13 protein-coding genes are annotated in these 13047 nt (G+C 55.3%); 7 read left to right on the forward strand and 6 right to left on the reverse strand.

Annotated elements, in window-relative coordinates:
- The first annotated feature begins 14 nt into the window (after positions 1 to 14).
- Positions 15 to 1067, forward strand: a complete 1053-nt coding sequence (locus OM794_RS01180; RefSeq protein ID WP_226250217.1) for an aldo/keto reductase — start codon at positions 15 to 17, stop codon at positions 1065 to 1067.
- Between the two features lie 98 nt (positions 1068 to 1165).
- Here OM794_RS01180 and OM794_RS01185 read toward each other — a convergent pair whose 3' ends face one another.
- The 5 genes from OM794_RS01185 to ugpB all read right to left on the reverse strand — a co-directional run bounded on the left by OM794_RS01185 (position 1166) and on the right by ugpB (position 6750).
- On the reverse strand, positions 1166 to 2407 hold the full coding sequence (locus OM794_RS01185) for an RNA polymerase sigma factor (RefSeq protein ID WP_226250218.1): 1242 nt from the start codon (positions 2405 to 2407) through the stop codon (positions 1166 to 1168).
- 131 nt (positions 2408 to 2538) lie between these two features.
- Positions 2539 to 3594, reverse strand: coding sequence for a sn-glycerol-3-phosphate import ATP-binding protein UgpC (locus OM794_RS01190; RefSeq protein WP_226250219.1), 1056 nt, complete (start codon positions 3592 to 3594; stop codon positions 2539 to 2541).
- Between the two features lies 1 nt (position 3595).
- The gene (gene ugpE, locus OM794_RS01195; RefSeq protein WP_226250220.1) at positions 3596 to 4438 is read right to left on the reverse strand and encodes a sn-glycerol-3-phosphate ABC transporter permease UgpE; all 843 of its coding nucleotides are present in this window, start codon (positions 4436 to 4438) and stop codon (positions 3596 to 3598) included.
- Positions 4439 to 4449: 11 nt separating this feature from the next.
- Complete coding sequence (gene ugpA, locus OM794_RS01200; RefSeq protein ID WP_226250221.1) at positions 4450 to 5334, reverse strand: sn-glycerol-3-phosphate ABC transporter permease UgpA; 885 nt, start codon at positions 5332 to 5334, stop codon at positions 4450 to 4452.
- Between the two features lie 90 nt (positions 5335 to 5424).
- The gene (ugpB, locus tag OM794_RS01205) at positions 5425 to 6750 is read right to left on the reverse strand and encodes a sn-glycerol-3-phosphate ABC transporter substrate-binding protein UgpB (protein ID WP_226250222.1); all 1326 of its coding nucleotides are present in this window, start codon (positions 6748 to 6750) and stop codon (positions 5425 to 5427) included.
- A 232-nt stretch (positions 6751 to 6982) separates the two neighbouring features.
- Between ugpB and argE the strand changes: the two genes are divergently transcribed.
- Positions 6983 to 8155, forward strand: a complete 1173-nt coding sequence (argE, locus tag OM794_RS01210) for an acetylornithine deacetylase (RefSeq protein WP_226250223.1) — start codon at positions 6983 to 6985, stop codon at positions 8153 to 8155.
- A 58-nt stretch (positions 8156 to 8213) separates the two neighbouring features.
- Here argE and OM794_RS01215 read toward each other — a convergent pair whose 3' ends face one another.
- Positions 8214 to 8525: a hypothetical protein gene (locus tag OM794_RS01215; protein WP_022520780.1), complete on the reverse strand. Its 312-nt coding sequence runs from the start codon at positions 8523 to 8525 to the stop codon at positions 8214 to 8216.
- 184 nt (positions 8526 to 8709) lie between these two features.
- Here OM794_RS01215 and OM794_RS01220 point away from each other — a divergent pair, with 184 nt between their 5' ends.
- From OM794_RS01220 to OM794_RS01240, 5 genes are all read left to right on the forward strand, one after another.
- On the forward strand, positions 8710 to 9183 hold the full coding sequence (locus OM794_RS01220) for a YchJ family protein (RefSeq protein WP_226250224.1): 474 nt from the start codon (positions 8710 to 8712) through the stop codon (positions 9181 to 9183).
- The gene (locus tag OM794_RS01225) at positions 9176 to 9475 is read left to right on the forward strand and encodes a GIY-YIG nuclease family protein (RefSeq protein WP_226250225.1); all 300 of its coding nucleotides are present in this window, start codon (positions 9176 to 9178) and stop codon (positions 9473 to 9475) included. Before OM794_RS01220 ends, OM794_RS01225 begins: the two co-directional genes overlap by 8 nt.
- 9 nt (positions 9476 to 9484) lie before the next feature.
- Positions 9485 to 10519 carry a histone deacetylase family protein gene (locus OM794_RS01230; RefSeq protein WP_226250226.1) on the forward strand — a complete coding sequence of 345 codons (1035 nt, stop codon included), beginning with the start codon at positions 9485 to 9487 and terminating at the stop codon, positions 10517 to 10519.
- Positions 10520 to 10620: 101 nt separating this feature from the next.
- A complete protein-coding gene (locus OM794_RS01235; RefSeq protein ID WP_226250227.1) occupies positions 10621 to 10956 on the forward strand; it encodes a cellulose biosynthesis protein BcsE in 336 nt (111 codons plus the stop codon).
- A gap of 229 nt (positions 10957 to 11185) precedes the next feature.
- The gene (locus tag OM794_RS01240) at positions 11186 to 13042 is read left to right on the forward strand and encodes an ABC transporter ATP-binding protein (RefSeq protein ID WP_226250228.1); all 1857 of its coding nucleotides are present in this window, start codon (positions 11186 to 11188) and stop codon (positions 13040 to 13042) included.
- The last annotated feature ends 5 nt before the right edge of the window (positions 13043 to 13047 follow it).

A 13047-nucleotide genomic window follows, 5' to 3' on the forward strand; every position in this document is an offset into this window, starting at 1 on the left:
TAAGGGAGAATCCCATGCAGCTCGACCATTACCGCTTGCTGGGCCGTTCGGGCCTGAAAATATCGCCTATGGCGCTAGGCACCATGACTTTCGGAACGGAGTGGAACTTCGGTGCCGACGAGTCGACCTCCCGCGCGCTCTTTGATCACTACGTCGATCATGGCGGCAACTTCATTGATACGGCGAATTACTATACGGGTGGCACTTCCGAGTCCTTTGTCGGCCGCTTTGCCCAGGGGAAACGGGATCGCTTGGTCATCGCCACAAAATACACCTTGCCGATGCGCGGTGATGACCCCAATTCTGGAGGCAACAGTAGACGTAGCATGGTTCGTTCGGTAGAAGACAGCCTGACTCGCCTGGGCAGCGACTATATCGACCTGCTGTATCTGCACGCCTGGGATTTCACCACCCCCGTGGAGGAGATTCTACGCGCCATGGATGATTTGGTAGCCGCGGGAAAGGTCGTTTATCTGGGGATGTCGGATATCCCTGCCTGGCAGGCCTCACGGATGCAGGCGATCGCAGATCTCCGGGGCTGGTCGCCCATGGTTGCAATGCAGCTGGAGTACAATCTGATTGAGCGCAGCGTGGAAGGTGACTTGGTTCCGATGGCGCGTGAAATGGGGATGGGTATCATGCCCTGGTCACCGCTGGCGAGTGGACTGCTGACGGGGAAGTACAAGCGTGCCGAACTCGCACCCGAAAACGTGGTCAGGGGTAGCCGTGCAGCCATCGTAAACGAGGCGGGGCCCGTACCAGAGCGCAGCTTTCGCATTATTGATGAAGTGAAACGGGTCGCTGCAGAACAAAATACATCACCTGCCACTGTGGCTTTAGCATGGCTGCTTACCCGTCCTGATATGGCTGCACCGATCATTGGCGCGCGTTCGATAAGTCAGCTTGAAGCCAACCTGGCCGCACTCGAACTGGAACTGACGGGTGACCAATTGGCACGCCTCGACGAGGTCAGCGCGGTGCCTCTAGGATTTCCCCATGAGTACCTGCGGCGCCCGGCGGTTCAGGCAAATATCTATGGCGGCATGTCGATCTCTATGCGTGGCTAATGCATGTTTTTGGGCACGACTGCCGGTAACTGTTCATCTCAGTAGCGGACGGGGCAGCAATGCCCTATCCACTATTTAATCCAAATGCCCGCTGTCGTTTATGGAGTTGGCTCTAGTTCGTTTAACCGCTTTTGCAAAAAGCGTTTTTCGGGCGTCAGGGTGGCCAATTGCAGCGCCTGGTGATAGGCATTGCGCGCGGCCTCATGCTGGCCTTGGCGGCGCAGTAAATCCGCTTTAGCGGCATAGAACAGATGATAGCGGCTGATTTGCGGGTGATGAGCGATGTCGTCGAGCAACTTCAGGCCGGTGTCGGGCGCACCGTTCATGGCAATGGCAACGGCGCGATTCAGCGTCAGGATTGGCGAAGGAAAGCGTCGGCAGAGCGCATCGTAGAGCCTGACGATGCGCCCCCAATCAGTCAGCTCGGCGCGGCTAGCCTGGGCGTGTACGGCGGCAATCGAGGCTTGTAGGGTGTAGTACCCGGCGGGGGTGAGCGCCAGCGCCTGTTCCAGCCATGCAATGCCGGTTTGGATATCCTCTTGGCGCCATAGGCGTCTGTCTTGAGCATCCAGTGTTACCAGCTCGCCGTCGTTATCCTGGCGCGCATCCCGGCGGGCATCGTTAAGCAGCATCAAGGCCATCAGCCCAAATACCTCACCCTGGGGTAGTAACCGTGCCAGCTCATTGCCCAGCCGCATGGCTTCTTGGGTCAGGCTGATATCGACCACGCTGGCGCCCGTGCTACGTGAGTAGCCTTCATTGAAGACCAGATAGATCACCTGGAGTACATCCGGCAAGCGTTCGGGCAGTTCCTCTTGGGTCGGCACGGCATAAGGGATATGCGCATCGCGAATTTTGCGTTTGGCGCGTACGATACGCTGTGCCAGCGTTGTAGGCTTCATCAGTAGCGCGCTGGCAACCTGCTCGGTGGTCAAACCGCACATCTCGCGAAGCGTCAGGGCAGTCCGTGCTTCCATGCTCAAACTTGGGTGGCAGCAGGTGAATAGCAGCCGCAGGGCGTCGTCTTCAATAGTCGTTGGTTCAAGATCCAACGCCTCTTCTGTAGGCAGCTCTGTGGGTAACAGTAAGTGAGCCCTTCGGCGTGCGGTACTACGCTGGCGAATTTGGTCTATTCCGCAGTGGTAGCCGGTGCGAATCAGCCATGCGGTGGGGTTGTCAGGTTGGCCGCTAACCGGCCACTGCTGAACAGCTGCCACAAAGGCATCCTGCATGGCTTCTTCGGCTAGCTCAAAATCCCCCAGCAGGCGGATCAGCGTCGCCTGAACGCGCCGGGAGTGATCACGATACAGGTCATCAACGTATAAAGATTCAGTACTCATCAAGGGAGATCCGTACGCGACTCGGAGAAAGGGCTGAAGGCGCAGAAATGCGTCATGCTCGCTATCTCAAACGTAGCGCATGGTTTCTCCGTTGACTTGTTTTTATTGTCTTGTTTTTTTGGAGCAGGCGTTCAATCCCCGGTGCGTTTACCCGTGGTGCTATTAAAAGGGTGCAGAGCGTCGCGGGTCACAAAAAACCGCAGGGTTTCGCCTTCGGCAACCGGCGGCTGCCCCGCAACGCGAATCACCGTGGGCTGGTCGCTATCGGCGAGGGTCACGTACAGATGGCTTTCGGCACCGGCGGCCTCAAACAGCGCAAGCGTAGAGTCGACAATTAGATGGGGGACTGCGGGTGGCGCTAGATGCATATCATCCGGTCGAATGCCGACAACATCGGTGCCGTCAGGCAGGTTATCCAGTAGACCGTTAGCGCCTTGTTCGTTCAAGTAATCCACCGGCAGCATGTTCATGGCGGGGGAGCCAATAAACCCAGCCACAAACATGGACGCGGGGCGGGCGTAGATCTCCATCGGGGTGCCCACCTGCTCGATCTGTCCGGCGTTCAGTACCACCAAGCGGTCACCCAGTGTCATGGCTTCCAGCTGGTCGTGGGTCACATACAGGCTGGTGGTTTTCAGCCGCCGCTGCAGCTGCTTGATCTCCACCCGCATCTGCACCCGCAGCTTGGCATCCAGGTTGGAGAGCGGCTCATCAAATAGAAACGCCGCCGGTTCGCGCACCAGGGCACGGCCCATGGCTACCCGCTGACGCTGGCCGCCGGAGAGCTTGCGTGGTTTGCGCTCCAAAAACTCTTCGATCTCCAGCATTTTGGCGGCAACACGCACGCGTTTTTCAATGTCGTCTTTTTTAAAGCCGCGGTTTTTTAGGCCATAGGCCAGGTTGTTGTACACCGTCATATGCGGGTAGAGCGCGTAGTTCTGAAACACCATGGCGATATCGCGTTCGGCGGGTTCGAGCTTGTTCACCACCCGTTCGCCGATTTTGAGTGTGCCTTCGGTAATGGTTTCCAATCCTGCCACCATGCGCAGCAGGGTGGATTTACCGCATCCGGAAGGCCCCACCAGCACCACAAACTCGCCATCTTCAATCTGTAAGTCGATGCCTTTAACAGCCTGAACATCGCCGCTATAGGTTTTCTTGAGCCCTTCCAAGGTAATGCTGGCCATCTTATTTCTCCGTCTCGGTCAGGCCTTTCACAAACAGGCGTTGCATAAACAGAATCACTAACACCGGCGGTAGCGCTGCCATCACCACCGCTGCCATCACCAGTTGCCACTGGGGGTTCTCTTCCGAGGTCATGCGCTGAATGCCCATCACGATGGTGTAGTAATCAGGGTCGGTGGTGATAATGAGTGGCCAGAGGTACTGGTTCCAGCCGTAGATAAACATGATCACAAACAGCGCAGCGATATTGGTCACCGACAGCGGCATCAGGATGTCTTTAAAAAACTTAAGCGGTCCGGCGCCATCGACACGGGCGGCTTCGAGCATCTCTTCGGGGATGGTCATGAAAAACTGGCGGAACAGGAAGGTCGCGGTGGCCGAGGCGATCAGTGGGATCGACAGCCCGGCAAAGCTATTGAGCATTTTAAGATCCGCAGCCACCTGAAACGTCGGAATGATGCGCACTTCCACCGGCAGCATCAACGTGACGAAAATGATCCAGAAAAAGAACATCCGAAAGCGGAAACGGAAGTAGACGATGGCAAAGGCGGAAAGCAGTGAGATCGACAGCTTACCTACGGTGATTGCCATGGCCATGATAAAGCTGTTCCAGAGCATTTGGGCGGCGGGCGGTGCGCCGGCGTTGGAAACGCCGGATTGCCACATGCGTGTGTAGTTTTCGATCCCATGACCGCCGGGTAGCAGTGGCAGCGTGCCCTGCAACAAGCCCGAGAGTGAGTGGGTCGAGGCAATAATCGCGACATACACCGGAAAAGCCACCAGCGCGACGCCAGAGATCAAAACGATATGGGCTATCAGGTTTGCCCAAGGGCGGTTTTCAACCATTAACGTTCTCTCTAGTAGTTAACTCGGCGCTCAATAAAGCGGAACTGAATCATGGTTAATGCCACCACAATCACCATTAGAATCACCGACTGAGCTGCCGAGGAACCCAGGTTGAGGCCCACAAAACCATCGGCGTAGACCTTGTACACTAAAATATTGGTCGCCTGAGCGGGGCCGCCTGCGGTGGTGGCGTGGATGATCGCGAAGGTGTCGAACATGGCGTACACCACGTTAACTACCAGCAAGAAGAAGGTGGTCGGCGTGAGCAGCGGGAAAATAATCGTCCAGAAGCGCTTCGTCGGGCTGGCGCCGTCAATGGAGGCGGCTTCAATCAGTGATTGCGGGATGGACTGTAAACCCGCCAGGAAAAACAAAAAGTTATAGGAGATCTGCTTCCAGGCGGCGGCAAAAATTACCAGCAGCATGGCATCACTGCCGGAGTTACGGTGGTTCCACCGGTAACCCACCATCTCCAGCATATAGGGCACAATGCCGATGGAGGGGTTGAAGATAAACCACCACAAAACCCCGGCAAGCGCGGGGGCAATAGCATAGGGCCATACCAGTAGCGTGGTGTAGGTCGTCCGTGAGCGAATCATTCGGTTGACGGTGCTGGCCATTAAAAGTGCCACCGTCATTGATAGCAGTGTGGTACCGATGGCGAATACCGCGGTCACCGACAGAGAGTTGAGATAGCTACCGTCGCGGAACAGTCGAGCAAAGTTCTCGAGGCCTACAAACGTCGTTTTAAGGCCAAAGGCATCTTCGCGCAACAGCGACTGATACAGCGCCTGACCTGCAGGCCAGATAAAGAAAATCAGCGTTACAATCACCTGGGGCGCCAGCAGCGCGTAGGGCAAAAAGCGACCAGGGTAAGTCATGCGTTTGGTTTGCATGGGCAGCTCTGCGAATGGTGAGTAAATATAAGCATCAATAAACGACATCGCCGCCTGCCCAAGTGGGCAAGCGGCGAGGTGAGTGCTTATTTACTGGTTGGCAGCTTCAAAGTCACGGAGCAGATCATTGCCGCGTGCGACTGCTTCATCCGCTGCTTCCTGACCCGATTTGTCACCGGTCATCACCGCTTCCATCTCTTCGGAGATAATGTCGCGAATCTGGACAAAGTTACCAAAGCGTAGGCCCTTAGAGTTTTCGGTTGGCTCGTTAAGGGTCATCTGTTTCAGCGAAATATCCGCACCAGGATTCTCATCGTAGTAGCCCTGCTCTTTGCTCAGATCCCAAGCGGCTTGGGTGATGGGCAAGTAGCCGGTTTGCTGATGCCACTGCGCCTGCACTTCGGGTTGGGAGAGGTACTCGAAGAAGGCTGCAACGGCTTCGTACTCTTCGTCGCTATGGCCCTGCAGTGCCCACAGGGTGGCGCCACCGATAATCGAGTTTTGCGGCGCGCCGTCTACGTCGTCGTAGTAGGGCTGCATGCCAAAGCCCACTTCAAATTCTGAATTGGCGGCGACATCCGCACGTGAAGCAGAAGAGCCGAAGAAAATCGCGCAGTCCTGGGAGTAGAACATCGGCTCAGAGTCGGGGCCGGAACCGGGGCCGCCCCATTTGAAGACACCTTCTTCCTGCCAGTCGTGGAGATTGTCCCAATGGCGAGCGACCAGCTCATTGTTGAAGGTAAACTCGGTTTCCATACCGCCAAAGCCGTTTTCCAGCGTACCCAGCGGCACGTTATGCCAAGCGGAGAAGTTTTCCAGCATCACCCAGCTAGGCCAGGAGGTGGTAAAGCCACAGCGGGCCGCACCTGATTCGACGATTTGGCGTGAAAAATCGGCCACTTCTTCCCATGTTTCGGGGGGCTGCTCGGGATCCAGGCCCGCTTCCTCAAACATGTCGCGGTTGTAGTACATGATGGGTGTAGAGGAGTTGAACGGGAACGACAGCATATTGCCGTTGGTGTCGGTGTAATAACCCACGACGGCGGGCAGGAAAGCTTCGTTATCGAAAGCGCGACCATGCGCTTCCATCAGCTCGTACACTGGGTAGATGGCGCCTTTGGCGTTCATCATGGTGCCGGTACCGACTTCAAACACCTGCAGGATATGCGGCTGCTCATTGGCGCGGAAGGCGGCAATGGCGCCAGTCATCGTCTCGGTATAAGTGCCGCGGTAGCTGGGTGTGACGTGATAGTCGTCCTGTGAAGCGTTAAACTCTTCGGTCATTTCTTCGAGAATTTCGCCCAATTGACCGCCCATGGCGTGCCACCAGCTAATCTCTGTTGCCGCCTGAGCAGACAGGCTTAGGCTTGCCGTCGCCACCCCTACGGCAAGCGCGTGCAGTGTAAAACGAGACATAAAGAAGCTCCTTGTGGGCCTGAGCTTAGTCAGGCGTGCAATGCGTTTGTTGAGATTTTTGGATGCACTGAACATTAAGAAGTGTAGATGACGTTTTAGTGAATGCACGATGAACCTGCCGTGACAGTCAGCATTTCTCCGCCAGCAGGCCCACTGAGTAGGAAAAGGAGGAGGGCGATGATAGGGTGGTATAAAGTAGGGTGATATGAAGAGTTCAACTAACGAGAGCCGCATGACTGACGTGATCACGTTACTGACGAAGCTGGTGTCATTCGATACCACTTCCAGTGAATCCAATCTAGCGCTGATTGAGTATGTGGAAGGCTTCTTGGCCGAGTATGGCGTAAGCGCCGAGCGGGTGATGAGCCCCTGCGGTACCAAAGCCAACCTGATCGCAAGAGTTGGCCCAGCGGCGCCGGGCGGTGTGATGCTTTCCGGGCATACCGATGTGGTACCGGTGGCGGGGCAGCCGTGGTCGAGCGATCCGTTCACCCTGCGCGATGGTGGCGATGGCCGCTTATACGGGCGCGGTACCTGCGATATGAAAGGCTTTATCGCCTGCGTATTGTCGATGGTACCCACTTGGACGAAAGCGCCTCTGCAGCAGCCGATTTATCTGGGTTTCTCTTATGACGAAGAGATCGGCTGCGTGGGGGCGCCAAGCCTTATTAAGCGCTTTTACGAGCACTACTCCAACACCGCCCATGTGATTGTCGGTGAGCCCACCAGCATGCAGCCAGTGGTCGCGCAGAAAGGGGCGACCAACCTACGCACCACAGTGATTGGTCAGGAAGCACACAGCAGCCAGGTCAATCAAGGCACCTCAGCCATCCACGTAGCGGCAAGGTTGGTGACCTTTATTGAGAACACTATGGCGGCGCTGGTGGAAGAGGGGCGCGTCGATGAAGCCTTTAACGTGCCGCATACCAGCCTACACGTTGGCAAGATCAAAGGCGGCACGGCGATCAATATCATGGCCCGGGAGTGTCAGTTTGAGTGGGAGATTCGCCATCTGCCCACGGACACCTTCGACGCAATATATGCGCGCTTTGAGGCCTATTGCGCCCAGCTAAGCGCTGAGCTGCAGGACAAAGGCAAGCACGTTGAAATCACCACCGAGCCGCTTAACGTTACCGTGCCGGGCTTGGCCGATCGCGATAATGATCAGGTGCTTCGCTTAGCCAAAGACCATTTGCCAGCAGGTTGCTGCGACCATGCGGTGGCTTACGCCACTGAAGCGGGGCAGTTTCAGGGGCAGGGTTTGCAGACAATAATTCTTGGCCCTGGCAGCATCGCCCAGGCGCATCAGCCCGATGAATATGTCGATATTGAGCAGCTTGAAGCGTGCGAGGATTTTCTAGCCAAAATGGGCAGGGCGCTGGAAAGGCCCGCTGAAGCAAGTTAATGGCCACACAATAAAAATCCCACCCGGTTAAAGGGGTGGGATTTCTGGCGTTACCATTTCAGTGCTGAGGATGTTGTTCAAACAGCTCAGCTTTGGCATGGCGCATCACATCTTCGCACGCCTGCTGTTGGGCTAACTGCGTTAGCAGGCGTTGAGTTACTTCAAAGCCCTTGCCTAAGCAAGTATCGACTTCCTGTTGGCTAACCGCTGGCGTCACGCGGTAATCGATTTTTACCGTGCGCCCGCCACCTTCCAGCCGATCCGCAACTCCCCTGAGTCGCCACGCGATTTTCTCTTTCCAAGTTGCTGATTCTTCCGCGCCTTCGTTTACGCTAAACGTGCACTGCCATTCCGGTTTAAAGACCTTCATAGGAGAACCTCCAAAAATTTTGGAAAGAATGATCGATCGTGTTTCGTACCCCATCGTCTGAATGTATTGCCCCACCACTATATACCTAACGCAGCATAAATATCGAACAATAGTCATACACGTCGGGCGACGCGCATAGGGCGTATCGGTTAGGCTATAAAAGATGTGACTAACGAGCTTTTCTATGACCTCCACAACTGACCCAAGTTGCCCCTGTGGTAGCCCATTAACGCTTGATAAGTGCTGTGGCCGTTATCACCAAGGCGAACTTGCCCCTACGCCTGAAGCTTTGATGCGCTCTCGCTATGCGGCTTTTGTGCTAGGGCTTAGCGACTACCTGTTGGCGACATGGCATCCCTCTACCCGCCCTGCAGAGCTTGCGCCGGATCCTGACGCTAAGTGGAAGTCGCTATTCATCATCTCCGCAGAACCGCCGATTGAGAATATCGGTTACGTGCATTTTCGTGCCTGTTTTTATGAAAGGGGGCGCGTGCAAAAAGGATGGCACGTGTTAGAAGAGGTCTCCCGCTTCGTTAACGAGCAGCAACGCTGGTGGTATATAGACGGAACACCCACGCTTACTCGACTGAAACCACGCCGAAACGCCCCGTGCTTATGTGGTAGTGGGCGTAAATTAAAGGTATGTTGCGGTGAATAGCGACATCGTTCAGCCTCAGAAAGCCGAACCGCAATGGTATCTTTATTTGTTGGAGTGCCAGCGCGGCACCTATACGGGGATTACCAACAACCTGGCGAAGCGCTACCAGGCGCACTGTACGGGTAAAGGGGCGCGCTACACCCGTGCCAACCCTCCCGTTGCGCTGCTGGGTGCCGAACCGTTTAATGACCGCGCGGCCGCAAGCCGGGCTGAATACCAGTTAAAGCAACAAACGCCAAGCCAAAAGCGCCGCTGGGCCAAGCAGTGGCCTGTTCAGTTAGATGCCGATTAAGGAGCCCACATGCTGACGTTTTACTCAGAGGATAGCCGTTTGCGCCAAGCGCGCACGGAGTTGCATGACGGCGCGCTGGTAACCCCGTTTGAGTGTCCTGAGCGGCTGGATCTAGTGCTTAAGCATCTTCGCCAGTCCGGGCTTGGCGATATTCGTACCCCCAGCGCTTATGGGTTAGCCCCGGTGTTGGCGGTGCACGACAAAGAGTACGTGACGTTTCTAGCCAACTGTTGGCAAGAGTGGCAGGCGGCTGGGCATAAAGGTGAGGCCATTCCCAATATTTGGCCAGCGCGAACCATGCGCAGTGACCGCATTCCGCGCTCTATCAGCGGCCAGCTAGGCTACTACGCCTTGGCGGCGGAAACCTCGATCTCAGAAGGCACCTTTGAAGCCGCCATGGCGAGTAAAGACGTAGCGTTAGGTGCGCTAGAGCATACGCTGCAAACCGGTGAACCCAGTTTTGGGCTATGTCGGCCACCGGGCCACCATGCTGCCTATGATCAGTTTGGCGGGTACTGTTTCTTCAATAATGCCGCCATTGCCGCCCAGCGGGCGCTGGATGCAGGTAAGCGCCGGGTCGCTATTCTTGACGTCGATTTTCACCACGGCAATGGTACTCAGCAGATTTTCTACCAGCGTGACGATGTGCTGTTTATCTCTCTGCACGGCGACCCCGAAGTTACCTTTCCTTACTATTTGGGCTACGCTGATGAAAACGGCGAAGGGCAAGGCGAGGGCTTTAACGTCAATTACCCGTTGCCGCCGGGCACCCGTGTTACCACGTGGATGGCCACACTTGAACAAGCCTTGGCGCAAATTAAAGCCGCGGAGTGTGAATACCTGATCGTATCGCTAGGGGTCGATATTTTCGAAGGTGACCCGATAAGTGCCTTCACCTTTACCAGCGCAGATTTCACAGCGCTAGGTGAGCGCCTGGCCCAAGCAGGCCTACCCAGCGTATTTCTGATGGAAGGGGGCTATGCGGTTGATGAAATAGGTGTCAATGTAGTCAACGTGTTACAAGGTTTTGAACAAGCGCTATAAAAAGTCTTGAACTGCATCTAAACAAGGGTAAAGGTTAACCGTGACAGCGGCCCCTAAATCGGGCAGGCTAATGCCCTTTCAACGGGGCAGGGAGCTCAAGCGTGGCAGTGTATGGTGGAATTCAGGCACATGAACTGGAACGTTGGCTTAATGCGTTAACCAACGCCGCCTATGATCGACGCTGCCCGTTGGTAAAAGTGCATGGTGGCAATGCCCGTGCGCGTACTGCCCGGCAGAACTTATTACTCCTCGCCCACGACTATCGCAGCGGCCAACTCACCCGCGAAGAGTGCGCTGCAGATCTCGGTCACTGGTGCCAATCCTACCTTTCCGAAACCGAGTGGTACGTACTGGTCGGCACCCGCCAAGCCCCTTCACAGCCGCAAAGCGAGGAGGAGCGAAGTCTTGCCGTGCTTAAGCAGCATCGGGTGGGGTAACCACGCCAATCAACACGAAACGCGGTCGAAAGCTCCTGCAATGGGGCTTTTTTTGTGCGCGAAATGCATGTCTTAGCAGGAGGTCGAATTTTTAATGACAGGCGAATTAGTAGGTGCTTAATAACGATATGTTGACAAAAGTTTAGCAAGATGAGTAGTTTGAAAGGATATGTCTACTCGACTAACGTTTTACAAAAACGCTATCTAAGGGCAGGGGGCAATACATCTTGTGACCACTACACCAGCGCTATCGGTTCGTTCCTTGGGGGTAAATTTTGGCTCCAACCAGGTTGTTAAAAACCTGAGTTTTGATGTTTACCCCGGTAAAACGACGGCAATCGTTGGCGAGTCTGGCTCGGGTAAATCGGTAACTTCACTGGCGATTATGCGCTTGGTGGAGTACATGAATGCTGAGATTACCAGTGGCACCATAACGTTCTACCGTGAGACCAATGGCTCCCCACCACAAGATCTTACCCAGCTTTCGGATAAGGCGATGCGTAAGATACGTGGCAAAGAGATTGCCATGATTTTCCAAGAGCCAATGACGTCACTGAATCCGGTTTACACCATTGGTGATCAGATTACCGAAGTACTGGTATTGCATGAAAAGCTTTCGACAGAGTCTGCTCGTGTCGAAGCAGTAAAACTTTTGAAGCTGGTGCGGCTGGCCGATGCCGAATCGCTATTAAAACGCTACCCCCATCAGCTATCCGGCGGTATGCGTCAACGAGTGATGATAGCGATGGCGCTGGCCTGTCGTCCTAAATTGCTGGTAGCGGATGAGCCCACCACTGCGCTGGATGTCACCATTCAGGCGCAAATTCTTACCATTATGCGCGATCTGCAGCAGGAACTGGGCATGGCCGTTATCTTCATCACCCACGACATGGGGGTGGTGGCGGAGATGGCCGATCAGGTAGTGGTCATGCGTCATGGGGAGAAGGTCGAGGAGGGCTCAGTGGAGGAGATTTTCGCCCGCCCCCAACACCCCTATACCCAAGCACTGTTAGCGGCGGTGCCTAAACTTGGCAGCATGCAGGGCGAAGCCCTTCCACGCATGGATCCATTAGTGGTGCTGGAGGGAAATGTTGCGCGCACCCTGGGTGAAAGTCGTCAGCAGGATACCGCTAGAACCGATGCAGCCCCGGTGGTGGAGATTGAAAATTTAGTCACCCGTTTCGATATTCGTAAAGGCTTCTTTGGGGGGATTAGCCATCGTGTCCATGCGGTGGAAAATGTCAGTTTCACTATTTTTCCGGGTGAAACGCTGGCACTGGTAGGAGAGTCGGGTTCCGGCAAGTCGACCATCGGGCGCACCATTCAGCAGTTGCAGGAAAGCACCAGTGGCACGATACGCTTTGGTGGCAAGGCCGTGGCCGATATGTCTCGGGCAGAAAAAATGCGCCTGCGCCAAGAAGTGCAGTACATTTTTCAAGACCCGTTTGCCTCCTTGGATCCACGTAAAACCGTTGGCTTTTCGATAGCCGAGCCCATCCGTACGCACGATTTATTGCACGGTAGTAAAGCGATTCGCCAGCGGGTAGACCAGTTACTGGAACGCGTTGGTTTGAGTGCTGACCAAGCCGAGCGCTATCCCCATGAGTTTTCCGGTGGCCAGCGCCAACGAATCTGTATCGCCCGCGCTCTGGCCTCCAAGCCTAAGTTGATCATTGCTGATGAAGCGTTATCTGCCCTCGATGTTTCTATCCAGGCGCAGATCATTCATCTGCTAATGGAGTTGCAGCAAGACGAGGGCTTGGCCTATCTGTTCATTAGTCATGACATGGCGGTGGTGGAAAAGATCAGCCACCGAGTGGCGGTACTGCACCTTGGCCAAGTCGTTGAGCTAGGCGAGCGTCGGGCGGTGTTTGATTCGCCTCAGCACTCTTACACCCGCAAGCTCTTAAGCGCTGTACCAGTGGCCGACCCGGCTCAGCGGCGGGAGCGGGTGTTGCTGCAGGGCGATATTCTTAGTCCCATCCGTAAAGTCGGTGATGAGCCAGAACATTTGCCATTAGTGCAGGTGGCTAGCGGTCATTTCGTTGCCCAGGAAGTAGGCAGCGCCGAGCGTTTGGCGTCATAGTAAGT

It is taken from the genome of Halomonas sp. BDJS001 (genome assembly GCF_026104355.1).
In the GTDB taxonomy this organism is placed as follows: domain Bacteria; phylum Pseudomonadota; class Gammaproteobacteria; order Pseudomonadales; family Halomonadaceae; genus Vreelandella.